Origin of the sequence: Halioxenophilus sp. WMMB6 (genome assembly GCF_033283405.1) — a bacterium.
Classification (GTDB): domain Bacteria; phylum Pseudomonadota; class Gammaproteobacteria; order Pseudomonadales; family Cellvibrionaceae; genus Halioxenophilus.
The window spans coordinates 248,103-273,376 of record NZ_JAWMQR010000001.1 but is presented as its reverse complement, the minus strand read 5'-3'; the positions used below and the strand labels follow the sequence as shown (position 1 = coordinate 273,376).

Genomic DNA, 25,274 nt, shown 5'->3' with positions numbered 1-25,274 from the left:
AAACAACATTGGAGACTACCGAGTATTAAAAACTGTAACTTACATTCATACCAACAACTCTTGGAGCACCAAAATATTCTGCATTGAGCGAGTTGTATTGACCGGAGACATACTCTTTGTTCGTGAGGTTACGACCATAAGCTTGAATTATCCAGTTGTTCGTTTCGAATGTAACTAATGCCGACAACAAACCACGTGATTCCAACAGGTCTGTCTCTTTGTCGTATAACAGATTTACCCACTGTTCATCCACCCAGCCGTAATTCAAACGTGGTATCAAGGTAGCGCCATTAAATAACGTAAATTCATACTCAACACCCAGCGTATAACTCAAACCAGGAGAGTATAGGTTGTCGCCACCAGAAGTACTGACCAAGTACGGAGTGTAATCAAAACAGGCCGGCGGTGTTGCCCCACCCACACACTGAGGTAAATTACTGGCGCCACCGGGTAAACTGCGTTCATCAACAATGCTGCTGACCGGATTCAGCTCAGAATCGATATACGAGAAGCCGGCATCCATACGCAAGCCACCAAATTGACCATCAATAGAAAACTCAACACCCTGAATAGTGGCTTTACCCACATTTAAAACACCTGAACTACCAGAAGTAATATCGATGCTATCAAACTGAAAATCTTCATAGTCATTGTAGAACAGGGCTACCGCTGTACGCACCGCACCATCAAGCATCGTAGACTTCCAACCCAGTTCATAAGCCCAGACACTTTCTTTATTGAAATTATCTTCAGCATGGGTGTTGTTATAACCACCCGGCTTGTAACCTTTGGCGAGCGATGCATAAATGAGATTGTCGTTGTCGTAAGCCCAGTTAACCGACAACTTCCCTAGCAGATCATCGTCGTCGTAGTCACCGCTGATGGGAAATGCCGGCCCGGCCGATACAGGGCCGAAGTAACCGCCACTCCCCTCGAGACCGGCAGCGTCATACCAGGCCTGACGCACACCGAACTCCACCTGTAGATCTTTGGTCAGGTCATAACCGACCTGTCCAAATAGGCCTTTGGTCTCCTTTTCAATCCCCAGCAATATACGTGGACCCGGAGTTTGAATATCGACAGAGACATCGTTTTTCTGGAAGTAATAACCTAACACCCACTGCAGCCTCGCATCATCTGGTGAGATGATATTTAGCTCATAGCTGTCTTGGTCTTCTTCAATAAATTGTGTCTCTTCCAGAGAAAGGATGCTGGTAGCATCATAGTCCCATACCACATCGATCTCTTTCTCTTGATGCCCCGCTAACAATTTGATGCCGACACCATTATCAAACGTATACTGAGTATCGATCAGATAAGTATCGTCACTCTCTTTATGTTTGGTATCAGTGTTGTAGCTAATGTCCCAAATATCATCTGTGCGGCCAAAAGCAAAATCCGACCCTTCAATAGGACGATTAGGGTAGCCACCGGTATCCTTGTCAGACGTTTCATACTTAACATAGAGATCAATGTTATCCGTTGGCTGCCAAGCCACGCCTAAACGAAATCGTGTCTCATCCAGACTACCCGCATCGGTATTGGCCGGCCCGATATCATCGTAATAGCTATCGCGCTCGCTGGTTTTAAAGGCGGCTCGAACCGCCACGGTTTCGGTTACTGGAATACCAATTGCACCTTCGGTATTGATTGCCGAATAGCTGCCAGCACCCACCCGCAGATAGCCATTAAATTCTCCACCGACCTCCGGGAGCTTGGAGTTAATCATAATGGCTCCGCCGGTAGAATTAGCGCCAGAGAAAGTTCCTTGCGGCCCCCTTAGCACCTGCACATCATTGAGATCGTAGAAGCTCATCGTGCCGACAATCGGCGGCTGAAAAAGGCCATCAATGTAAGTACCAACACCATTACTGGCATTCGGATCACCACTGGCCAAACCGATTCCCCGAATATTTACCGACTGTGTAATCGCCGCATCGGTAACCGACAGGCTGGGCGCGGCATACTGGAGATCGTCCAGCCGAGTAACTGCTTTTTTCTCCAGCTGATCAGAGGTCATAGCCGTCATGGCGATAGGAATATCCTGCACATTGGCTGATCGTCGTTCGGCGGTTACAACTATCTCCTCCAACTGAAGGACATGCCCTTCTTGTGCCACAGAAACTTGAGCCGCTGAAGCTGCCAAGCCAACAGCTACGGACAAAGACAGTTTCTGAAAACCATTGGGACTACATCTATTAGCTCTGGTAATCATGGTGAACCTTCTCTTAGTACATTATATTTATAGTTTCATGTAGTCTCATTGAATCACTGTCAATCATTAACCACACGCGTAATTTCAGGCAGTATCACCACCTACCTAAAAATCTTTACCCGGTTACTCCGCCATGGATTTAGCTCGTAATCTGGCCTGTGCCGCCATACGAACCTGAGCATTCATCTCGCCATAGTTAGCGTAGCTGTTACGCTGTACGACTTCGAAGAAAAATCCATTAATGGACTTCGTATAAAAGTGCACAAAGTCACCGGTATCACTTTTATCAAACAGTAGGTTGTATTTTCTCAAGCGCTCAACAAAAGCCCCATCCAAGTCAAACTTACTGCTAATATCGACGTAGTAATTATCGGGAATGGAGACAATTGCCGACTGGTCGACATGCTTTACATACTCAAAGATATCAGCACAACTGATAGCGATATGCTGCACGCCCGAACCTTTCTGAATCTCTCTAAATACCTCGCTGGAAGCTCGCCCGCTATTTGAGGTATTAAAGGGAAGACGGATATTTTTATTGCTGCTGACGGCAGATCGACTAACTACAATGCCATACGGATCGATTAGATCGAGTGGTTTATCGATAGCTAAATCAAACACCGCCCTAAGTAGCAAGGAGGTTGACAAAAACTCTGAGTCAGACAAGCTACTGGCCACGTGATCAATTGTCATAGTCCCGCAGGCGTCATTAACCTCGGCATCGGTGCCCGTGAAAGCGACAAAATCAACATCATAAAATCTGGCACCACTGGCAGCCTTTTGTACAAAATAGAGGACATCGCCCCCTATGCCCTGAACCGCCGAAAGCTCCATTTCGCCACTATCCGCATTACTCTCAAAGCGTTTATAACCGTAATATTCACAACGCTCCAGCATGCCTTCAGCATCATCGGCCAGAAATGCCAACGCGCAGACCGATGCACCGTGCACAAAGAAATAGTTTTGCGCAAAGCTATCTGGCTCTTCATTAACCACAACACAGACATCATCAAGCTTATAAAGATTGACATCTTTGCTCTTGTGCTTGTGGGTATTGGCAAAGCCGAGACTTTTTAGCAAGGAGACCAGAGAATCTTTTGCTTCCCCTTCTGCGGCAAATTCAATAAATTCGACCTTTTGAACGCTGGATTTGGGTGGTAGTGGCTTTTCCAAAACACGCCCGGAAGATATTTCAGGTGCTCTGATGGCAACCTGCTCCTCCAACCACAACATGGAACGCATGCCATCAACCGCTGCAGGACGACTATATGCCGAGCGGAAGTGATCATTGAATATTTCGTGCGAAAAGTAGCCGGCATAGCCAGACTTGATAATCTTTTCGCAAAAATCCACCACAGGGAAATTGCCCTGCCCCGGAAAACAGCGAAAGTGTCGACTCCAGTTTAAAGGGTCCATATCCAAATAAGGCGCATCAGCCAACTGCACCAGAGCGATACGGTTTGCAGGAATATCAGCCAACACCTGTAGATCGCACCCCAGCGCAAATATATGAAAACTATCGAGCACAATACCGAAATTTTCACGATCCACCTGGCGCACCAACTCCCAGGCATCACGATAATCTCTAATATAGCGTCCCCAGGACAAAGCCTCATAACCCAGTTTGAAACCGCGGCATTTCGCCCGCTCGGAGAGCTCCGAATATTCATCAACCGCACGATTTAAATTATTCACCGATGCCGGAGAGACGTTACTGCAAAACAGTAACGACCGGGTTCCCAGCTCTTCCATAACATCAAATTTCTGCTCAACACGATCAAAATTTCGCTGCACTTTTTCTACCGGCATACACTCGAAATCGCGAAATGGCTGCAAGGCGACCACCTCCATCCCGGCATCTTCAACAATGCGCCTTACCACGGCCGGAGACTCATCGAACATCATGAGATCATTTTCAAGAATTTCTATTCCGGTAAATCCAGCATAGGCCGCCGCATCAATCTTTTGACGCAGATCGCCGGAAATACAGACCGAAGCAATAGACCGTTTCATTACTGTATACCCTCGTCAATCCAACCAGGTTAAGGTGGTAGATACCATCTCTGGCACCACTTCCAAACCCACTTCAGAGAAATGATTGAAAGCATCTATCCCTTGAAATAGCCACAGATCAAAACCGGTCAGACAATGCAAGCCAGACGCTTTACAAGCCTGTAAGAATTGTGTTTCCAATGGGGTGTAGACAGCATCAAATGCCCACGACTGCCGAGCGATACCCTCCACGGGGAAAGCACTGCCAGTATGACCATGCATGCCGAGCGCTGTGCAATTAACCAGCCCATCAACCGATGCCATAACATCAGTCAGATCTTCCTGCCTGACTACGGCAACCGAGGTACCTGTCTCAGCAATGGCAGCCGCCAAAGATTCCGCCTGGGCCGGAACAACGTCTAAAATAAGTAACTTACGAACACCCAGCTTAACCAGCGCGAAGGCGATGGCCCGCCCTACGCCACCGGCACCACAGAGCAATACAACACCCGGCTCACGCAGCCCAAATCGGTAGCTATAGCCTTGGATAAAACCGGAGTAATCTGTGTTGGCACCGAGGATTTCGTTATCAGCAAAGATCAGCGTGTTATAAGATCCAATTCGTTCGTGGCCGGCCACCAATGGCCGCGCCACCTCGCTGTAGATCTGCTGTTTATAGGGATGTGTTACATTAAGGCCGTGATAGCCTTGTTCTATGGCTTGATATAACTGCCGACGGGGATCAAAGTCGTGGATTAACTCTCCATCGAGCAAATCGTAGGCCAAAGATACATTACTTCGCGCACCGAGATAGGATTGGAGTCGAGGCATACGGGAACGCTGAATACCGGCTCCCATTAATCCGAGTTTCAAGGACATATAGATAACTGATGCAAATATTATAATTATCGGTACACGTATCTAAGAAAGTGGACACCGCTACCGGTCTATGCATCCATTAAAATGATTGTCCTCTGGCTTGTACAATATCTAGTTTGCTATATCATATAACACGATGTTATGGCTCAGCCAAACATACCTATCTTAGGCACTAGGTAGAGCACACCCACCAGCCGATAAACTCGCTCTCAAACCATAACAATAATTGAAGATTTGGCTATGTTACTGAATTTCCGACAGCTCGAAGTCTTTCGAGCCATCATGATCTCCAAAACCATTAGCGGCGCTGCGGAATTGCTGCATGTATCCCAACCCGGCATCAGCCGGCTGTTGAAATACATGGAATATAAACTGGGGATTGATCTTTTTGAACGCAATAAGGGTCGACTGATTCCAACCCCGGAAGGTGAGGAACTCTTCAAGGAGTTGGAACCTATTTATGCTCGCATCGAAGACCTTGACATCACCATAAATCGCATTACCCAACTCAACGACCTGCAATTTAGAATTGCCTGTACGCCCAGCCTCGTCAGCTATGTTTTGCCGCGATTACTGGCCAAGGTAAGGGACAAAATGCCGGGGATCAAAGTCGAGGTTGAAGCGCTTCCCAATGAGGAGATCGCCAACTATATCACGCAGCGCCGCTGTGATTTTGCATTGGGCATCTATGACCCCAACCATCCGCTGATTCTGTCAGAGACCTCTATTAGTATCGGCTTACATTGTGTTGTGCCACATGATCATCCCTTGAGCAATCGAAAATCGGTCACCTTTAAAGATATGGTCAAGTACGACATGGTGATGTTTTATCCAGACACTCTGCTTGGTAAAAAACTGCAGAGAGCCTTTGATGAACTCGAAGCAATACCCAATATTTCTGTGGTAATTCGCTATGCTGATGACGCCTGCGCCATGGTGGAACAGGGCCTGGGCATCACTATTGCCTTTGAACATACCGCCAGGCAGGATCGGTTCCCAAATTTGCGGACGATACCCATCAAATCCCACAATCAGCGCTTGCGCTTTTTGCGCCATAACGGCGTTCCCATGTCCAACAATACGAAAAAGTTTTACGAACTAGCTAAGGAAGAGATTCGAGGGCTTGATTAAACACCCCAAAGGCACATAACTTGATGTTATAGGAGGCCAACAAGAGAGTAATTGAAGTCCGGCGATAGACCTCTTTACTATTGCTGAGCTACAAATCTCAACTTGCTTAATCACTATTATAATAAACCGGGATTATCATGACCTCCGATACGCTGTCTCCAGACATCAACCTAGACGCTACGACTCACCTCCAATTCGGCAGTTACAATGACTGTATCAATCAACTGCGGGCGCTGATTAACGAAAACAGCATGTCATTGCTTCAGATCTTGGTCGTCCTGCTCTGCTTTGCACTTAATATGCTCGACGGTATGGATGTAGTACTGATGTCTTACGCCGCCCCCGCGCTGGCAGAAGATTGGAATATCCCAGCGGCGGCGTTGGGCGCTGTTTTTAGCGCAGCCCTGATTGGCATGACCTTCGGTTGTTTAGCGATTGCCCCCTACGCCGACATTATCGGCCGCCGCAAAATGATTTTAATTGCCGTCTTTATTATTGCATCAGGCATGCTGCTGTCGGGAATCAGTCAATCTATTGCCCAGTTAGCAGCAGCCCGTGTTTATACTGGCCTGGGAGTCGGCGCTATTCTAGCCAGTATGGCCGCTATGGTTGCAGAATATTCATCAGACAAACACCGCAACCTGTGTGTCGCTTTCCTACAGGCCGGTTACCCTATCGGCGCGGTCTTTACCGGGTTTGTTTCAGCCGAAATCATACCGCTGCATGGTTGGCGTCCGATGTTTTTCTGGGCATCCACCATAACCGTTAGCATGCTGCCGATCATGTTCTGGTTGATGCCTGAATCGTTGGAGTTCCTGGCCAAGAAACAGCCGAAAAATGCACTTCGGGATATTAATAAAACCTTGTCAAAAATTGGGGCTCCCAAACTGGCACAACTGCCCGAACAACCCCACGACGCCCACCATAAAACCAGCGTTAAGGCGCTGTTTGAAGGTTCGCGCAAGCACTCTACCATTATGTTATGGACAGGGGTCATGCTTGGCTTTTTCACCCTCTATTTTGTGATCAGCTGGATCCCCAAAATTGCCGTGGACGCGGGCCTGCCATTAGACAAAGGCATTTATGCCGGAACAGCCTATAACCTGGGCTCTTGCATTGGCAGTATTTTTCTGGGCTGGATTTCCACCCGATTTGGGCTGCAGCGTATGATCTTTATCTTTTTTAGTATCGCGGCGGTGATGCTGATGATATTTGGCTCGGTGAGCATGAACGTCTTTTTCATTCTGCTCTGCGCGTTTGTGATAGGGATTACCCTCAATGGCGGCTTCAACGGATTTTGGCCAACGGCGGCCCGACTCTACCCCACCGAGATCCGCGCTACTGGTGTGGGCTGGGCTGTTGGTGCAGGCCGTGCTGGCGCCGTGCTCGGCCCCCTGGTCGGCGGTTATTTATTGCAATCTGGTGCAGGGCTTGCCATCACATTTACCGTGTTCTCTATTCCATTATTCCTGGCTGGTTTGGCAACACTCTGTATACGCTCCAGTGACTTTGCCTAAATTGGAATAACATTCCACTTAGATTGAAAGCGCGCTACTGCATTAACTTGGAGAGCAACCCTGGTTGAGAGAATAGGTTAGTTGCGATCACCCGATCCGATTGCGACTAACATCGACGGGTTATCAACTATGCAAACCAGTTCAACCTCGGCTTTCCGCCGTTGTTAAATTTCTCTCTGGGTCACCAATCAAGTCATTTACAAAGAGCGCTGATTAACCCGTTCACTCACCTGCTCGGCCGATTCCACCCGCTCCGAATAGCGATCAACAAAATAGTCTTTATTGCCACGCAGCAGCAGGGTAAATTTCATCAACTCCTCCATAACATCAACAATACGATTGTAGTAAGGAGAGGGCTTCATGCGGTTGTCATCATCAAATTCAAGAAAGGCCTTGGGCACTGAGGATTGATTGGGGATAGTCACCATGCGCATCCAGCGCCCGAGAATACGCAGTTGATTGACGGCATTAAAGGATTGCGAGCCACCACACACCTGCATTACCGCCAGGGTTTTACCCTGGGTTGGCCGCACGCCACCCAGATTAAGCGGCACCCAATCAATCTGGCTTTTAAAGATACTGGTCACCGCACCATGGCGCTCCGGCGAGCACCATACCTGCCCTTCTGACCAAAGCATCAACTCACGTAGCTCCTTTACCTTAGGATGGCTTTCATCTTCGGTATCGGTTTGTGGCAGGCCATGCGGATCAAATATTTTTACCTCCGCGCCAAAATGGCTAAGCAGGCGGGCGCACTCTTCTATGACCAGCCGGCTAAACGAGCGAGCACGTAATGAACCGTATAACAATAAAAATCTGGGCGGGTGGCTGGGCGCTGAACTGACCGTCTTGTCAAAGGTGGGAATATCGAGATAGCGTTGATCAACATTCGGTAGAGTGCTTTCATCTGTCATGGTTACGGTGGCCTCAATTGCCGGTAAAGCTTGAGTAAGTCGTGTCGCCGATAATGACTCTGCGGCCAATGGTTGAGCCTGTTCAGCCTTTGCCGGGTCTCATCCGCCCGCGTAATTACTCTGCGAAATATTGCGGAAGGTTACCTTTTCCAGCAGCCACATACCATTCATTCCCCCCCTCGCAACACCAACTCCGCCGCGCGGGTACCAGCCATGCGCCCCAGTACCACCGCTGTCGCCAGTCCCATCGCCGGGATATAACCCCAATGAGCCGGACCGGAAACAGAACGGGCGGCGCCACCACCGGCAAACAGATTGGGCAGCGGGCTACCGTTCCCACGCACCACCTGGGCAGCGCTATTGATCTGCAGGCCACCCTGGGTGTGGTAGATGGCCCCCACCACCTTCAGTGCGCAGTAACGCCCGCTGGGGGGCTGCACGCCGCGCCAATCCCGGCCCAGTTGGTCTTCGGCCTGGGCGCTACTTGCGGCCTGCACCGCATCGAAAGTGGCCTGTAAATTTTCCACCGGAACGCCCATCAGTGCGGCCAGTTCAGCCAGCGTATCGGCCTTTTTGGCGGCGTTGAGCTCCATCAACTGTTGGCTCTCCGGGTAGCTGGCGACCTGGGCCTCGATCTTCTCATCGAACACCACCCAGACATGGTCGCCGGGTTGCTGTAACACCGGCAACACCACACCGGCGATATCGGCCAGCTCATCGACAAAACGGTTGCCCTCGCTATTAACCAGCAGACCACCGCCGACGATGGTACCCGGTGAGACGGTAATCCCCTGGGGCTCGGTCAGCATGCCGTAACCCTGGTAGGCCCCCATATCGCCCAGCGCCGCTCCCAACTGCAGGCCGACCTTGACCGCCATGCCCTGGCTGCCCTCGTGACCGTGATTCTTGGCGGAGATAACCGCCGGGATGTAACGTTGCACCAGTTCGTGATTAGCGGCAAAGCCACCACAGGCGAGGATTAATGCTTCACAGCCGACCTGCTCCTCTGCACCATCGGGGCGGCGCAGGGTCACACCCAACACCCGGCCCGAGTCATCGGCATGCACTTCGGTTAATTGGGCTCCGAGCAAAAGATTCACCTCCGCCTCGAGCAAGCGGCTCTGCAGCAGGTCGACCATCGCCTGGCCACTGTGGCCTGGCCAGCCATGCACCCGATAGGTACTGTTGCCAAAGCCGGGGCGGAAGGCCTTGTCCAGCTGCCAGGGCATGTGCAGTTTATTCACCATCCAATCGAGGGTGGGGCCTGACTGCGCAGCAATCAGCTCGGCAATCACCGGGTCGGCCTGGCCGTCGGTTTTGGCCATAATATCCCGATAAAAAAGATCGGCACTGTCGACAATACCTGCGGCCAACTGGGCCTGGGTGCCCGCCGCACTGATCAACCCCTGCGACATTCCGGTGGACCCCATGGGCCGACGGTCCTGCTCGACCAACAGCACCTCCACCCCCGCTTCCCGGGCAGCCAGGGCGGCAATCGAGCCACAGGCGCCAGCGCCAATCACAATAATGGGAAAGGTAATTTCAAACTCGGGGATATTGTTCACTTAGGGGTACTCTGGTCAGAATCGAATCGTAACGGCTGTGAATGCCAAGCGCGGTAGCCGTGCTGGGGAGAGGGGCCGGCGGCATTCGCCGCGGCCGAGCTATCGGGTTTATCTTTTGGAATTAGCGCCGAGGTAACAATGATAATTATCAAACAACTTGCCTAGGGTCAGGTCAATTGGCACGGGGAAAGAGGATAGATGAGGTGGCTGGGGTTAGCATTAGGAGAGTGGCATGCTGTAGGGCCACCAGCCGGGCAGGCGCACGGCTGGAATAACGATATTGGTGACTGGAGTGAGATTGAGAAGCAGAACTAGGCGACTACAACGCCAGGCGAATACGGTCACTGGCGTGGTAGGCCAAAGCCAGCTGCTGAATCTCCATTGCGGCCTCACGCTGGTCGATGGCTACCAATACCTCCAGCAGACGGGCGACGCTTTCATCAAAGCGCTCATCGGTGTATTCGAGGAAGTCGGCATTATTGAATTTAGGATCGGTTTTGGCGAGGCTTAGTTGCAGCTCACGCAGCTGGCGAACGCTCTCATATTTGTAGAGCGGGTCGCCCATATATTTGGCGCACAGCTGATAATATTTTGCGGCGAACAACAGCTCTTCGGCGACGATATAGTAATGGTTGGATTGCTCGGGAAAGGCGCTGTCGAGTGCGACAAAGAGTGCGACGGTTTTATCGTCTTCGTGTAGGGTACGGTTGATGGCGGCGAGATCCTGAAAATCGTTAAAGTGACCTGCGCCTTCGAGTAATCGCGCCTGGTCCGCATCGCGTAGAGCCACCAGGGCGGTGAGTGCCGGAGGATAGCGCTCTGCCAACGCCAGCCAGTCGACCAGAGCGTAGGAGAGTCGCACACCGCCCATACCCGGCGAGGTTTTAGAGGCCTCGTGAAACCAGAGGTGCTGCTCCAGTGCCTGTTGATAGTGGCCATTGGCCACCAGTGCGCGGATCTGCTTCAGATCCTCCCGAGCTACCTGCGCCGTGGCGGCGCCACTCAGCAGCAGTAAACCTGCCAGCGTGATTAAAATCCGTTTCATACCTGCTCCCATAGTCTGTATATGTGAGTCTGTATACGTAAGTCAGTATACCTGCCCATGCTTATCAGCGAGTACAGCGTAGCGGCCAATGTACACATCAGCGGTAACTAATAAACCTGTTAGAAGCAGCAGCCCACGTAGAAAGCAGCAATAAGGCCAAGCTCCTAAACGGGTTTAATTATGCACCTTCCTCCCCGCCTGCCTAGCGGCCAGGGCATAAGCGGTAGCTGTGGGTGAATAAACCGTTAACCGAACGCCAGAACCACGACTACGCAAAGCTGTAAACAACCGGACGTTGCCACATAACAGCGCTATCGCCAATTATCCCCAGGCCAATAAATTAGTGAACAGTAATACTTTGCTTCACTCAAAAGAAATCGCCAACGCTATTGGTTTGAGTAATTTTTTTGCGCTTTTAAAATCGATCCAGGTCTTTAGCCAGCACCACCTCGCCGCTGTAATATTTACGCACGCCATCGATATAAGCGGCATCCGGGTCCGATGCTCTACCCGGCATAACATGGGTCAAAACCACTTTACCCACATCTGCCTTGGCCGCCAATTTACCGACCTCTTCCGGTGTCGTGTGGTAGCGTTCAGACTTGCTGAGCATCACTTTTAGTAGCGCTTCCGGCACGGCCGACATAGCGCCATGGTCACGAATATTGGTCACCATCAGTTCGGTATTGAAGACTTCGTGCACTAATAGATCCGCACCTTGGTAAAAGTCGACCAAGCCATCGCACGGACCGGTATCACCACTAAAGACAATCACCTTATCCTTCATTTCAAAGCGAAACGCGTAGCTCTTCTCCTCGCCACTTTTAAATCTGACCGGGTCATCGTGATGGTAGTGACAATTTTCAATGGCATAAGCCGTTAAATTGTCATCTTTATAGATCTGCTTGCCGGCTTTGGCATCGCCGATCGTGTGCACCGCCACCGGCCCATTAAATTTACCCCAACGCGGTAGCGGAGAATCTTCATCACGGATGGCTGAGTTAACCGAGTAGGCACTCATAAAGCCATCAACCACCTCCTGAGTGCCGGCCGGGCCAAACACCGTGTACTCGTCCCGGTTGTGCATCGACCAACTCAACCCCATCAGCGTACCCAAATCGGCATTGTGGTCGTCGTGGTTATGGCTGATAAAAATGGTCTTTACCGCTTCCACCGGGATGTTCGCCAGGGTCAGCTGGTGGGCAACGCCATTACCGGCATCGATCAGATAATTACTGCCATTAACCTGCAGTAAATTGGCCGGTTGGGCGCGAACTGGGTTGGGTTGCGGGCCACCTTGCGTACCCAAGGTGATAAACACCAGCGCAGGAGAAGCCTCCTCAGCCTTAAGCGGTAGCGGCGCCAGCCCACAACAGAGCCATAACAAAGCGGCCAATAACGGGGGTAATTTCTTTTGCATAACAGACTTCTTGCGAGATTTTTAATTATTAACAAAGCCACCCTGGCGCACCCGCAACCGGACGTTAGCGTGTGACAACACCAGCTCAGTGGCACTATACTGCGCAGCATAGCACAATTAAGTACATGTACTTAATTTTATCTTGGTACTAGAGCGGTCGCTGCTCGAAGCCGCCTTCACCCTGTTCACTCTTATGAAATACGACTCCACGACCCTCAAACAGCCTGCACTGGCGCTCATCAATGCCGCCGAACGGTTAATAGCCCAACAGGGTGTCGAGAATGTGAGCTTGCTCGATATTGCCAAGGCGGCGGGTCAAGCCAACAAGTCGGCGGTGCAATATCACTTCGGCTCTAAAGAGAATCTGCTGAAAGCAATCTTTGAGGTGCGGCTGGAGTACATCAATGACCGGCGTACTGAGATGCTTAACAGCCTGGAAGAGAGCAACAGCGTCACTATTGTTAATCTGTTAAAAGTGATTATCTGCCCACCGCTGGAGATGGTCGGTGACGATGGTATTCACTACTATGCCCAATTCGCCATGCAGCTGGTGGACTCGCAATACGCGCAGGCGGTTTGGTTCGGCCAGGCGAATTTCCAGGGCACGATTAAGATCCGAGCAATGCTTAGCGAGTTAACTCCACACCTGAGCAGAGAAGAGTTTGAGCTGCGCATGCTCTTTATTCGCGAACTGACCTTCGGTGCTATTCGCATAATCGATAACAATGCCATTGCGCTCTTGGCCAAAAAGCGGGCTAAAAGCGTGCCCGCCAACCTCATCGACCAGACCATTCACCCTACCCTAGAACAAGCCTTTGGCATTGCGCAGATGATCCTCGCAGCAAAAGAGGATTTCTCGCAAAACAGCTAGCGTACGCGGATAACAGCAGGCGAACGCCGACCTGGGCCGCGCTACAAACGGCCTATCGCTCACACGCTAAGCCAGCAATACCAACCAATGCCCTAATGCGCTAACTGTCGCCACAGGTATACCCGGCTCTCTACCTTTTCCAGCGCTGCCTTTTCCATCGCTACCGCGCTGCAACCCGCGGGTTATGCAGAGCGCGTTTAGCTCAGCCCTTGGTGTGGATGCTCGACGACTAGCGAGAACAAGAGTCCCCCACCATCTGCCCGCCTAGCCAAGCTCGGATGGTCTAGCCACCTATTTTTAAGTCACTTGACTTATTTAAAACCACTACCTACTATTTTCGACCAATCACCGAACACCGGAACCGCCCCATGACGGCCAGCAAAGCCCCCGCTAAACGCAGACGCAACGACCCGCGCACCGAGTCAACCCGCCTGGCGATTATCGAGTGCGCCGAGCGCCTGTTTGCGGAAAAGGGGGTGGTGGGTGTGTCACTCAGGCAGATTGGCAGCGAGATAGGTTCCAGCAACAACAGCGTGGTGGCCTACCACTTTGGCACCAAAGAGGGGTTGCTGGCGGCGATCTTCCACCACCGGTTACCGGCCATTGAGGCCCGCCGCGCTGAGTTGTTGGCAGCCATGGTCGACGACCAGAATCTCCGCGAACTGCTGGCCGTGCTCTGGCAACCGCTCTATGAGCAACGAGATGCCGATGGCCGCCACAGCTACGCCAGCTTTCTGGCCGCCATCACTCGCTCGCCACTCGGCATAGAACGTTTGGCTCTGAACAGCGATTACCCGGTCACCACTCAGTTAGGTGAGCGGATTAGGGCACTGCTGCCCGACCAACTGAAACCCCGCTTTCCGGAGCGCTTGCAGCTGATCGCCATTTTGATCACCGGCACGCTGCAATCCATCGACCAGATAACCACCACCACCGACGCCCAACAGTTGTTCGACGATGCTCTATCCATGGCAGCTGTGGCGTTGATTGCACCAACGAGATAATAATTATGGCGATAACCCCTGCTTCACAAAGACCCGGCCTCCGGGCTACCTCCACCCTTATCCGGCTACTGGCGGGTCTCTGCCTCAGCTCACTGGCCGGCAGCACACTGGCGTTGAACCTGGAGGCTTCCAGCAGCGATCAGGCGATATCCAACCCAGGTACACCGCCCAAACGCACAATGGCCGCGCCCGGTTCACCCAATGTGCTGGTGTGGCTGATGGATGACGTCGGCTATGGCCAGGTCTCCGCCTTCGGTGGTTTGGTGGATACCCCCAATATCGATCGGGTCGCCGCCATGGGTTTGAAGTACGCCAACTTCCGTGCCACGCCGGTCTGCTCACCCAGCCGCGCCGCCCTGCTCACCGGCCGCAACCCGCACACCGTGCATGTCGGTGGCCACGCCATGGGGCCGCGCGGACTGCCCGGCTACGACACCCTGGTGCCGCCCGAGGCTGGCACCGTGGCAGAGAACTTCCGCCAGGCCGGTTACCGCACCTTTGCCCTGGGCAAATGGGACCACGCCCCCATAACCGATCTCACCCTGGCCGGCCCCTTCGACTACTGGCCGGAGCAACAGGGTTTTAATCGTTTCTACGGCTTTTTAACCGCCGATACCGACAACTGGTTCCCCCTGCTCTGGGATGGCAACACCCCGGTGCCAACGCCGCGCTCGGCTGGCTATCACCTCAACCGCGATCTGGCCGACAAGGCGATTCAATTTATTGAGGACCGCAGCGGCGTGCAGCCGCCACCGCCCTTCTTTATGTACTGGGCCACCGGTACCGCCCACGCCCCCCACCACGCCCCCGCCGAATGGATCGCCAAGTACAAAGGCCGCTTTGACGAGGGCTGGGATGTGGCCCGGGAGAAGATTCTGGCCCACCAGATAGAACTCGGCATTCTGCCGGCCGGCACCCAGCTGCCACCACGTCCGGCGCAGATGCCCGCCTGGAATGAGCTAACGCCCGACGCGCAAAAGCTCTACGCCCGGCAGATGGAGGTGTTCGCCGCTGCGCTGGCCTACGCCGACCACGAATTTGGCCGCCTGCTGGATGCCCTGGCCGCCCGCGGTGAGCTGGACAACACCTTGGTGGTGGTCACCTCCGACAACGGCGCCAGCGCCGAGGGTGGCCCCAACGGCCTCGCCAACGAGATCAGCTTCCCCAACTCACACACCCCAGCTGTGGCCGATAACCTCACCCACTATAGCCAGTGGGGCGGCCCCCAAACCTACCCCCACTACGCCTTTGGCTGGGCGGTGGCGGGCAACACCCCGTTTAACTACTACAAACAGACCGCCTACGAGGGCGGCATTCATGTGCCCATGGTTATGGCCTGGCCCAAGGGCATCAGCGCCCGCGGCGAGTGGCGCAATCAGTTCGCCTACATCGCCGATATCGCCCCCACTGCGCTGGCCGCCGCCGGTGTGCCGCTAGCGGCCACGGTTAACGATGTGCCGCAAAGCCCGATGGATGGCAAAAGCCTGGTGGCCAGTTTCGACCAGCCAGAGCAGGATGAGAGCCGGGCGCAATATTTTGAGATGTATGGCAACCGTTCGCTGGTGGCGGATAACTGGAAAATTGTCGCCTCCGATCGCACGGCAACCTGGGATCTCACCACCTCCGCCTCTATCGACAACCCCTGGGCCCTCTACGATCTGAGCAATGACCCCGGCGAGACCACCGACCTGGCCGCCAGCCGCCCGGATAAAGTCGCCGAGCTCGACAAGCTGTTCCGCGCCCAGGCGGCACAATTCAATGTCGATCCGATAGACGGCGGCGGTGGCACCCGCGTTTATATGGGTATGTTGGTCAAGGCCGACTTTATGAACCGCCGCGGTCAGTGGCGCTACCCGGAACCCTCGGCCCGTATTCTGGAATTTAACGCCCCGCCCATTAAATTTATGAGTCACACACTCACCGCCGATGTGACCTTGGCCAGCGGCAAAGAGAGTGGCGTCATCTATGTGATGGGCAGCTCCTTGGGCGGCATGGGCCTCTACCTGAAACAGGGCAAGCCGGTGTTCCTGCTGCGTGGCATTTCAGGGGAAGAGGTACGAGTGGCCAGCAAGCGGCGGTTAAAGGCAGGTAACAACGCCCTGAAGCTGCGCTTTGAATACCTCAATAGGCAGCCCGGGCAGATGATGCCGCCACTGGCGCCGAGCGATATTCGCCTGACCCTCACCAACAATGACGAAGCGCTGTTTAGCGAGACGGTGAACTTCCCCATGCCAGGCACCTTTTCCTCCACCGAATCGTTTGATATCGGCCGCGACGATGGCAAGCCGCTCTCGGACGACTACCCGAGTGAAGCCGATTTCCCCGGCGAGATTCGCAATATCGTGTTTGATTTTCGGCCACCGCAGATGATGCAAAACGCCGCGCAATAAGTTGCGGCCAGGGCGGGTAATCGGCTCGGCAAATATTCAAGCCGCCGGCCGCTTACCCACCCGTTCAATGCTTTACCAGCTTTCACGCCACACTGATACCGGTCTCCCCCTTAGTGGCCCACTTATACCTGCCACACTCCTAGCAACCACAATCAGGCGCAAAGTAGCCACCCATGTCTATAATAAACCCCAGGTAACCATCCCGCGCGGCAGCCGCTAGGCAGCCGACTTATTGGGGTGGTTTGTTGTATGCAGCCCAGTTGTAGCGTGGTAATGATTTAATGCGTTTGCTCCCCCTGGCCGTTCTGGCCACCAGTTTTACTCTCTCCAGTTTCACCCTCTCCACGTCGGCCAACGGCTGCGCGGAAAATCTGCCCAAATCCTATGGCCATGTCACCGTTGACCAGGTTGTGGGTGTTTACGATGGCGACACCATCACTGTCACTGTAGAGAACTGGCCAAGCGTTATTGGCGATGCCATCGGCGTGCGTGTGGCCGGCGTCGACACACCGGAGATTCGCGGCAAGTGTGCCAGTGAAAAAGCCCTGGCCCGCAGCGCCCGGGAGTTGACCCGCACGGCCGTCACCAGTGCCAGCAAAGTGGAGCTCTACAACCTGCGGCGCGACAAATATTTTCGCCTGCTGGCGGATGTCTGTGTGGACGGTAAAAACCTCTCCAAGCTGCTATTGGAGGCGGGCCTCGCCTACGCCTATGACGGCGGCACCAAGCAGAGTTGGTGCGGCGAGGGTTGAGTGAACAAGCTACGACAGAGGCGGATAGCCTCTGCCTCCACGCTCAAGTTCAGCCGCAATGCTTTGGGCCTTTAAATATCCATTAAAGTGGCTATCAATATAACCCTACAAGTGGCCAAAAAAAGTGGCCATTAAAATGAAATTCAACGGTTAACCAGTACGGTCACAGCTCAATAGCGCATTACACAACTCGTAACTGTTCAACGCTCCATTCCAGCCGATATCGGCTGTTTGCTCCAGTTTCAACCCGGGAATGGAAAACAATTGCTGCAGTAGATGTTTACCCCGGGGTAAAGAGGGGGATGGCCGGCGGTTGGTTGATGCGGTACTGGATACCAAAACGGCCATCACCATTCCGGCCATGATCGCGCTCGCTATCGGCGATGACACCGCCGCCGAATTGGCTCGCGATTTTGCCAAAAGAAGTTTGATAGAACCGGTCGCCAAGTGGTTGGGCAACCCACACGGCCGGGCCAGAGCCCATGCCATGCTGATTGTCAGCACCGGCTTTGTGATCTACAACCGGCATATCATTATCGATGAAAACCACCCCTCCCGAGCGAAGGTAGGCAACTGGTTGGCCAATACCATTCAAGAGATCGTTGATGGTTCTGACCATAATTTGAAGCTCTTTCTGCGCACCAGACCAATACAGCGCTGACAACCAAACGATCAATAACGCTCCGCTATCAGTTGCGGCAGCCGGTATAGTTAATGCGGCGCGAGGGAAAGTTTTAGCTTCGACAGGCGAGCTAAAAGCCTCGGCACTGAATGGTTGAGGTAGGGGGAGGGTACCTCAATAGCTACCCCCTACCTACCTAAGCAGGTAGCCTCCCCCTACCTCGTTAGCTATCCCCACCTACCTAAGCAGGTACCCTCCCCCTACCTCGTTAGCTATCCCCCACCGACCTAAGCAGGTACCCTCCCCCACCTCGATAGCTATCCCCTAGCTACCTCAGCAGGTACCCCTTAGCCACTCTTCAGCCATGCCAACTCCGGCTTATTGTTAACGACACACAGCTAAATCAGTGTCACCCATTAAGTCTCTGCGACGTGCGGCACACCATTTTAGTTGAACCCAGTTAACAAACCGACAGAAGTGCGGATTCGTGAAAGCGAGATGCAATGGCGACCGCTATAGTCCCACCCGCTGGACATTGGCACTGAAAGAGACCACGCAGCCAAATAAAAAGATGTGCGTTAAAAATATACTGAAAATGAAAATAGAGCAGCAAATGAAAAAAATGCAGTAAATAAATTACGCGGCAAATAAAAACGCAGAAAAAACGTTTAATCAAAAGCCGCCGTCAACCAGCAGCAAACAGAAAGCAATAACAATTAAATAAACAATAAAAATCAGGTGACCCATGCCACCAACATTTTGGCAGGCCGGGGTTTATTAACGCAGCATTCGTAAAACCCTTCGGCTTGATTGCCACACCACTGTTTTACGGTTGCACCGATTCAGCAAAACGCAACAGCCGGAACTTTCTTCGCGCTGTTCATAGCCATTCACTCAGCTGTAACCCTGTAAAAAATAGAGAGGAACTTACCATGCAAGATCAACCCCTGTTGAAAAAATCAGCCCTTACAAAAAAATGGTCACTACTGAAAAAAGTGGCTTTTGGTGTGACCGCCACCATGGCCTTCACCAGCAGTGTGGCCTTTGCCCAATCCTGCCCAAGCAGTGCCATCTGCCGCTATGAGACCACGCCCGGCAACTACTCCACCTCGGGCCCCTACGACGTCGACAGCTACTCCATGCCGCTGTTCAGCACCCCTGCTGGCGCCACCGTCTACTACCCAACCGATGCCCAGCCCCCCTACTCGCTGGTGGTATTTACCCCGCCCTACCTAACCACTCAATCGGGCTTCCGCGACTGGGGTCCTTTTTTCGCCTCCTACGGTATCGTTACCGTACTGATGGATACCGTTACCATCTACGACTACCCCGATGCCCGTGCCGACCAACAAAAGCAGGTGCTGGACGCTATGAAATCGGAAAACAGCCGCACCGGCAGCCCACTGCGGGGCGACCTGGACCTGAGCCGCTTTGGCGCCATGGGCTGGTCCATGGGTGGCGGCGCCACCTGGATCAACTCGGCGGAATACGCCGGCTTGCGCTCAGCCATGACTCTGGCCGGCCACAACCTGACGGCCACCAATAGTAATTCCCAGGGCAACAACACCTATATCCCCACCATGCTCTTTAACGGCGCCACCGATACCACCTACCTGGGAGGTTTGGGCCAATCCGATGGCGTGTACAACAGCATTCCCAACGGCGTTCCCAAGGCGTTTTACGTGGTCTCGAACGTGGGCCACTTTGCCTGGGGTTCACCCACCTCAGCCAACCGCTACGTAGGTGAACTGGCGCTGGCCTTCCAGAAGACCTACCTCGATGGCGACACCCGCTGGCAGAGCTTTATTGATCGCCCACCCTTTTATGTCTCTACCTGGGAAGAGGCCAATATCAACAATTGATTATTGGGCAATGGCTTAAGCCATAGCGATGGGTCACCACCACCATCAGTAGTAGCTGGTGGCGACCCAAGCATAGAAGTCGGTAGCCAATAAAATTGGTGATCGGCCGTTAGCAACCGTCATCAGTTTTTTGGCTTTTATTAAACAGCAGCTTTATTAAAAATAGGTAAGCAGACTATGGCCACTCACCAACGTCGAAAAAACCACTATCTGTTGTTGAGCGTGTGTCTACTGCTAGGCTTGAGTCTGCTGTGGCATTTCCAGTTTGCCAATGACGAGATTGAGCCTGCGCCTGCAACCTGGATGAGTGGCGAGGTCACCGATAGCAACCAGCCTCTGGCCACCGCCAGCACGCCACGGGCAATAGCTGCCAATAGCCCTGCCCTCACCAACACCGGCTCCAGGGCCGAATCAAAAAGACACGACCAATCCCGAGAAAAAGCCACCAACAATAGTAAAACCACCGCTAAACCCGCTGCCACAAATACACCTGTGCCACCACTGGAGAGCGAACTGGTTACAGAGATCGTCGATAAATTCCCATTGAACGAAGCGGGTGAAGTCACCGTCGACAATGCCACCAAAAATTATCTGAACCAGGTATACAACTCGATGAAAACCCGTTTTCGCGATGGCCAGTTTGTCGACGACAACCTAACCCTCATTACCACGGCACTGGCCAACGAGCTACCCGAAGCGGTGGCCGGTCAGGCCTCCGGCCTTGCGCAAAACTACTTTGCCTATCGTCAGGCGGAGGAGGGAATTTTGGTACCGGAGCTCAATGGCGAGGCTTTACTGGCCATGTTTGAACAGAGCGTACAGCTGCGCCGGGCCTACCTGGGCGAGGCCATGGCCAATGAGCTCTTTGCCGAAGAGGAGGCTATGGCCAGGTACTCCATTTCCGCCCGCATTTTAAGCGAAGACCCGGAGCTGACCGAGGCGGAAAAGGTGGAAAAGAGCGAAGCCCTGCAAACCGCTTTTAATGATCTCTTTGCCCGTGTCGCCAACCCGGAAACCGACGCCGCCATTGCCGAACTGCCCCGTTGATTTTTGTATAACAACGCTTTTGTGCCCAGTCACTTTTTAACCGGCCACTTTACCAGCAAACTCTATTCGCTATGGCGCTTGTTCGCCTAACATTTTTTCTGCCTGATCTCTTTTCCGCCTGATCGCTTTTCCGCCTAGCCACTTTTCCTAGTTATTTTTCCGAGTCACTGTTAATAGCCACTGTTAATAGTCACTTTGCGCCAGGCCAAGCGCGCAAGCGATAAGGCCAAATTAGGAGACAGCGATAGCCTAACCGCTAATCGCTTAGCCCCGGCCCGCTCTCCCCAAACTCTAACCAGTCAACAGACTCTTTTGCCTGGCTTTTAACCCCGCCGGTGGCTGCAGGCTGGTGCTAGTGGCTTTTACTCAGCGCCCATCGGTCACCATATTGGCAACCTGCTATAAACGAGAAGGGCCACTCGCCCTGCGAATATTGCACTTGTGGTTAGTTCATCTTTTTTCTTTCTATGTTTTCTGTTGGCTTTTGTAGGGATTGTTAATTTGCAACCGAAAGGAAGAGCGCAGCGGATTGGATTGGATTGGATTGAAATGTTAGGCGCTGTACTTTAACAGCCGGCCCAGAATCCGCTCCATATCGCGCAGGGTGTTGCAGGGTTCCAGCAGTGAACAGTAAGGGGCGTAGCTGGCCATAATGGAGTCACCACTGTTCCAGCGGCTGCGCTCTTCTGGGTTTAACCATAACACCCGTTGGGCGCGGCTGTAGATGGTTTGCCAGATCTCCGAGTGGCCATCGTCGTAGTTGTTGCGCGCATCGCCTAACATAATCACCTGGGTTTTATGGTCGATATCGGCCAGGGCAATATCACTGAACTCCACTAGCGCACGGCCATAATCGGTGGAGCCGTTGCCCCAGCGTTCGCTGATCATCGCCAAGGCGGCATCGGCACTCATATCACGAAAACAGTTGCTCACCTCGGCCAGTTGGTTGGAAAAAACAAACGAGCGCACACGCGGCAACACCTCCTGCAAACTGTATACAAACAGCAGCAGAAAGCGGGCGTAAGCCGCCACCGAGCCGCTGACATCGCATATCACCATCACCTTGGGGCGGTCGATGCGGGTCGATTTCCAGCGGGTGTGAAACAGATAACCGTCGAAGGCGGCGTTGGCGGCGATGGTTTTGCGTACATCGAGCAGGCCGCGCTGGTGTACCCGCCGGCGACGGGAGTGGAGGCTGGCGAGTTTCTTGGCAATCTTTTGCACCAACCGCTTCAGTTGCAGTTGATCCACCTGCTCGGCGTGGCTCAGCTTCGCGCTGTAGAGGGTGGCTTCAGTCAGCTGTTGGCCGCGGCCACTGCTGTAAAGAAAGTATTGCTGTTCAACGTAATCTTTAATTCTATCCAACAGCTGCTGGCGACGGGTTTGCAGCTCGACCACCAACGCCAACTGTTGACCTTCTGCCTGTAACCCCTGCAGCTCCAGTTGCAGCTCCCGGTCACCCATGGCCAACAGTATTTTGCTGCTGACGCGGCTCTTCTGCAGAAAGAGTTTCATCTCCTGGGCACCGGCCGCCTCTGCGGCGGTTACCATTAAGCGCTGCTGCTCGGCTAAGGAATTTTTCAGGAGTAACTGGCCCAGGGGGGCATTAATCCGCTCGGGGGGAATAGCACCGGTCAGATTTGGCGCAGGCGAGTTGGTGGCAGCGTTAGCGGAGGCATCGCTCGCTGTTTCCAGGCCAAAAAACTGATCAAACAGCTGCTCCAACACACCCCGATGGGCTACTGTTTTGGCCAGCGTTAAACCCAGCGCCGCCCTTAACCGTTCACGCTCCGCCACGCCCAGGAGAGCGGCGGCATTCAAGGCGTCGAGGGTCTCCGCCGGCGAAATGGGCAGGCCGTGGTGGCGCAGCGCCTGGATAAAATCAACCAGTGGTTTATCCATTGCTGCGCGGGATGGTTTGCTTGATGTCGACCAATAACTGGTTGATCTCCGGCTGGACCAGTTCGATATCGTCCTGAAATTTGAGCAGCAGATTTAAAGTATCCTCCACCCATTGCCGGTCCAGCTCGGTAACATTAAGCAGCACCAAGGCCCGCGCCCAATCGATAGTCTCGCTCACCGCCGGTACCTTTTTCAGGGCCATGGTGCGCAGCTGTTCAACAAATGCGACCACACTGTTGCGTAACACTTCACTCAACTCCGGCACCTGGCTGGCAACAATACGGCTCTCGAGTTCGGCCCCGGGAAAGGGAATATAGAGGTGCAAGCAACGGCGCTTAAGAGCGTCGCCCAGCTCGCGGGTGTTGTTACTGGTGAGCATCACTATCGGCCGCGAGCGCGCCTTGACGGTTCCTATCTCCGGAATGGAGACCTGGTAGTCGCTTAAGATCTCCAACAGAAAGGCTTCAAACTCCTGGTCGGATTTATCAATCTCGTCAATCAGCAGTACCGGCGCCTGCTCCTGCTGCATGGCCTGCAACAGCGGGCGCGCCTCCAAAAACTCCTCCGAGTAGAAGATATCGCCAAACTGATGCAGCCGCTCAACCGAGGCCTCCAGCCCTTTGGCGCCGCGCAGTACATCACCCAGCTGATCTTTCAGTAGTTGGGTGTAGAGCAGCTGCTTGCCATATTTCCACTCATAAAGCGCCTTGGCCTCATCCAGCCCCTCATAGCACTGCAGGCGAATCAATTGGGTGGCGAGATGTTGCGCAGTTTTCTTGGCCAGCTCGGTTTTACCCACACCCGGTGGACCTTCGATCAATATCGGTTTTTGCAGTTGGGTGGCCAGAAAAACCGCCGTGGCGATAGCATCACTACAGACGTAGCCCAACGCCTCGTAGTGTTTTTTAATCACCTCTGGGCTGGCCAGCAACGGATTGGGAGATTTACTCAAAGAGAGACCCTGCTTTAGCATTAGTGTTTATTATCTGGCGGCTAGTATCCTGTATCACCCTTTTCGGGGTCAACCCGCGCCAGCGCCCTGCCCGGCCAAACGAAGGAATCGATTGCGACAACAGCCCATTGATAAGAGGTCAGAGTTAATAGAGATGGATGGATTATAAATGGACGGATTAAGCGAACAGCGAATTTACTGCCCCTATTGTGGAGAAAGTATTGATGTATTCATCGATGCCGCTGAGCTGGGCGATGAATACATTGAGGATTGCCAGGTCTGTTGCCGGCCCATTATATTCTCCCCCACACAGGCGGCGGACGGCTCGGTGACCGTAACGGTGCGCGCAGAAAACGACACTTATTAAGAAAAGGCATCCATTAGAAAACGATAACCAATAGAAAATATGATCTATTAGAAAAACAGGCCATCACCTGATTAATAGGCCATCACAACAAACGACCTAAAATATTACGCTACACTTTTTCATAAGCCATTGTCACTGGCAGACAAACACCACCATTACTCAGTTTTTATCAGGGAGAGAAAATTTCGTGAGCAGTGTTAACCCCTACCAAACACCCAATAGCCAACAAGCGGATGAGCAAGAGATTATCGAGGTGGTTGCCGCATCGCGTTGGCTGCGCTTTGCCAACTATGTAATTGACTATATCGGTTTTATTGTACTCTCCTTTTTTATTGGCCTGGCCACCGCCTTCTTTGGCGACGAGGCCTTGGCCCATTTGGAACAGATACCCGATATTCTATTCGGCGTGGCGATCATGATGATCTACTACTTACCGCTGGAGGCGCTCACCGGCCGCACTCTGGGCAAATGGATTACCGGCACCAAGGTGGTCAATGCCGAGGGTGGCCAGGCCAGTTTTGGCCAGGTTATGGGCCGCACGCTCTGCCGTTTTATACCGTTTGAGGCCTTCAGCTTTTTCTCTAATTCCCGCCGGGGCTGGCACGACTCCATTCCAAAGACCTTTGTGGTGAAAGCGCGCTAATTGCGCTTAACCATTTAGTAAACGGTTAATTGGTCGGGTGAAATTCCATTGGATTCTCGCCCAGGCCAACCTGTCATATCTACCAGACGACCATAAACCCTAAAACCCCTCCTACCACTGTCATCAATCCTGGTCTGCTCCGCCTTAAACTATCCCGGCGCTATTTCGCCACCCGCCAGAGGTC

20 protein-coding genes are annotated in these 25,274 nt (G+C 53.1%); 11 read left to right on the top strand and 9 right to left on the bottom strand.

From position 1 onward, the window contains the following. Positions 1-25: 25 nt before the first annotated feature. From SBL51_RS01115 to SBL51_RS01105, 3 genes are all read right to left on the bottom strand, one after another. Positions 26-2,164, bottom strand: a complete 2,139-nt coding sequence (locus SBL51_RS01115) for a TonB-dependent receptor (protein ID WP_317928626.1) — start codon at positions 2,162-2,164, stop codon at positions 26-28. 174 nt (positions 2,165-2,338) lie between these two features. Then, complete coding sequence (locus SBL51_RS01110) at positions 2,339-4,228, bottom strand: bifunctional sugar phosphate isomerase/epimerase/4-hydroxyphenylpyruvate dioxygenase family protein (RefSeq protein ID WP_317928625.1); 1,890 nt, start codon at positions 4,226-4,228, stop codon at positions 2,339-2,341. 15 nt (positions 4,229-4,243) lie between these two features. Then, a complete protein-coding gene (locus SBL51_RS01105) occupies positions 4,244-5,065 on the bottom strand; it encodes a hypothetical protein (RefSeq protein WP_317929928.1) in 822 nt (273 codons plus the stop codon). Positions 5,066-5,326: 261 nt separating this feature from the next. On the opposite strand from SBL51_RS01105, the gene SBL51_RS01100 reads away from it, so the two are divergent. Then, positions 5,327-6,217, top strand: coding sequence for a LysR family transcriptional regulator (locus SBL51_RS01100; protein ID WP_317928624.1), 891 nt, complete (start codon positions 5,327-5,329; stop codon positions 6,215-6,217). Between the two features lie 137 nt (positions 6,218-6,354). Next, a complete protein-coding gene (locus SBL51_RS01095) occupies positions 6,355-7,734 on the top strand; it encodes an MFS transporter (protein ID WP_317928623.1) in 1,380 nt (459 codons plus the stop codon). Positions 7,735-7,931: 197 nt separating this feature from the next. On the opposite strand, the gene arsH is transcribed toward SBL51_RS01095, so the two are convergent. The 4 genes from arsH to SBL51_RS01075 all read right to left on the bottom strand — a co-directional run bounded on the left by arsH (position 7,932) and on the right by SBL51_RS01075 (position 12,678). Continuing rightward, positions 7,932-8,648 carry an arsenical resistance protein ArsH gene (arsH, locus tag SBL51_RS01090; protein WP_317928622.1) on the bottom strand — a complete coding sequence of 239 codons (717 nt, stop codon included), beginning with the start codon at positions 8,646-8,648 and terminating at the stop codon, positions 7,932-7,934. A 167-nt stretch (positions 8,649-8,815) separates the two neighbouring features. Then, on the bottom strand, positions 8,816-10,213 hold the full coding sequence (locus SBL51_RS01085; RefSeq protein ID WP_317928621.1) for an FAD-dependent oxidoreductase: 1,398 nt from the start codon (positions 10,211-10,213) through the stop codon (positions 8,816-8,818). Positions 10,214-10,532: 319 nt separating this feature from the next. Then, a complete protein-coding gene (locus tag SBL51_RS01080) occupies positions 10,533-11,258 on the bottom strand; it encodes a hypothetical protein (protein ID WP_317928620.1) in 726 nt (241 codons plus the stop codon). A gap of 415 nt (positions 11,259-11,673) precedes the next feature. Then, positions 11,674-12,678 (bottom strand): MBL fold metallo-hydrolase, encoded by a 1,005-nt coding sequence (locus SBL51_RS01075; protein WP_317928619.1) that lies wholly within the window; start codon positions 12,676-12,678, stop codon positions 11,674-11,676. Positions 12,679-12,820: 142 nt separating this feature from the next. On the opposite strand from SBL51_RS01075, the gene SBL51_RS01070 reads away from it, so the two are divergent. From SBL51_RS01070 to SBL51_RS01040, 7 genes are all read left to right on the top strand, one after another. Beyond that, positions 12,821-13,549 carry a helix-turn-helix domain-containing protein gene (locus SBL51_RS01070; RefSeq protein ID WP_317928618.1) on the top strand — a complete coding sequence of 243 codons (729 nt, stop codon included), beginning with the start codon at positions 12,821-12,823 and terminating at the stop codon, positions 13,547-13,549. A 368-nt stretch (positions 13,550-13,917) separates the two neighbouring features. Next, positions 13,918-14,553 (top strand): TetR/AcrR family transcriptional regulator, encoded by a 636-nt coding sequence (locus SBL51_RS01065; protein WP_317928617.1) that lies wholly within the window; start codon positions 13,918-13,920, stop codon positions 14,551-14,553. A 5-nt stretch (positions 14,554-14,558) separates the two neighbouring features. Continuing rightward, on the top strand, positions 14,559-16,943 hold the full coding sequence (locus tag SBL51_RS01060; RefSeq protein ID WP_317928616.1) for an arylsulfatase: 2,385 nt from the start codon (positions 14,559-14,561) through the stop codon (positions 16,941-16,943). 281 nt (positions 16,944-17,224) lie between these two features. Next, positions 17,225-17,695, top strand: coding sequence for a thermonuclease family protein (locus tag SBL51_RS01055; protein WP_317928615.1), 471 nt, complete (start codon positions 17,225-17,227; stop codon positions 17,693-17,695). Positions 17,696-17,948: 253 nt separating this feature from the next. Continuing rightward, the gene (locus SBL51_RS01050; protein ID WP_317928614.1) at positions 17,949-18,356 is read left to right on the top strand and encodes a hypothetical protein; all 408 of its coding nucleotides are present in this window, start codon (positions 17,949-17,951) and stop codon (positions 18,354-18,356) included. Between the two features lie 893 nt (positions 18,357-19,249). Continuing rightward, complete coding sequence (locus tag SBL51_RS01045; RefSeq protein WP_317928613.1) at positions 19,250-20,179, top strand: hypothetical protein; 930 nt, start codon at positions 19,250-19,252, stop codon at positions 20,177-20,179. 177 nt (positions 20,180-20,356) lie between these two features. Continuing rightward, positions 20,357-21,226 carry a lipase secretion chaperone gene (locus SBL51_RS01040; RefSeq protein ID WP_317928612.1) on the top strand — a complete coding sequence of 290 codons (870 nt, stop codon included), beginning with the start codon at positions 20,357-20,359 and terminating at the stop codon, positions 21,224-21,226. 552 nt (positions 21,227-21,778) lie between these two features. On the opposite strand, the gene SBL51_RS01035 is transcribed toward SBL51_RS01040, so the two are convergent. Together SBL51_RS01035 and SBL51_RS01030 are read right to left on the bottom strand one after the other, a co-directional pair. Next, positions 21,779-23,128: a vWA domain-containing protein gene (locus SBL51_RS01035; protein WP_317928611.1), complete on the bottom strand. Its 1,350-nt coding sequence runs from the start codon at positions 23,126-23,128 to the stop codon at positions 21,779-21,781. After that, on the bottom strand, positions 23,121-24,080 hold the full coding sequence (locus SBL51_RS01030) for a MoxR family ATPase (RefSeq protein WP_317928610.1): 960 nt from the start codon (positions 24,078-24,080) through the stop codon (positions 23,121-23,123). The genes SBL51_RS01035 and SBL51_RS01030 overlap by 8 nt, the downstream gene beginning before the upstream one ends. A gap of 169 nt (positions 24,081-24,249) precedes the next feature. Here SBL51_RS01030 and SBL51_RS01025 point away from each other — a divergent pair, with 169 nt between their 5' ends. Together SBL51_RS01025 and SBL51_RS01020 are read left to right on the top strand one after the other, a co-directional pair. Next, positions 24,250-24,447 (top strand): CPXCG motif-containing cysteine-rich protein, encoded by a 198-nt coding sequence (locus tag SBL51_RS01025; RefSeq protein ID WP_317928609.1) that lies wholly within the window; start codon positions 24,250-24,252, stop codon positions 24,445-24,447. A gap of 187 nt (positions 24,448-24,634) precedes the next feature. After that, on the top strand, positions 24,635-25,090 hold the full coding sequence (locus tag SBL51_RS01020; protein ID WP_317928608.1) for an RDD family protein: 456 nt from the start codon (positions 24,635-24,637) through the stop codon (positions 25,088-25,090). Positions 25,091-25,274: the final 184 nt, after the last annotated feature.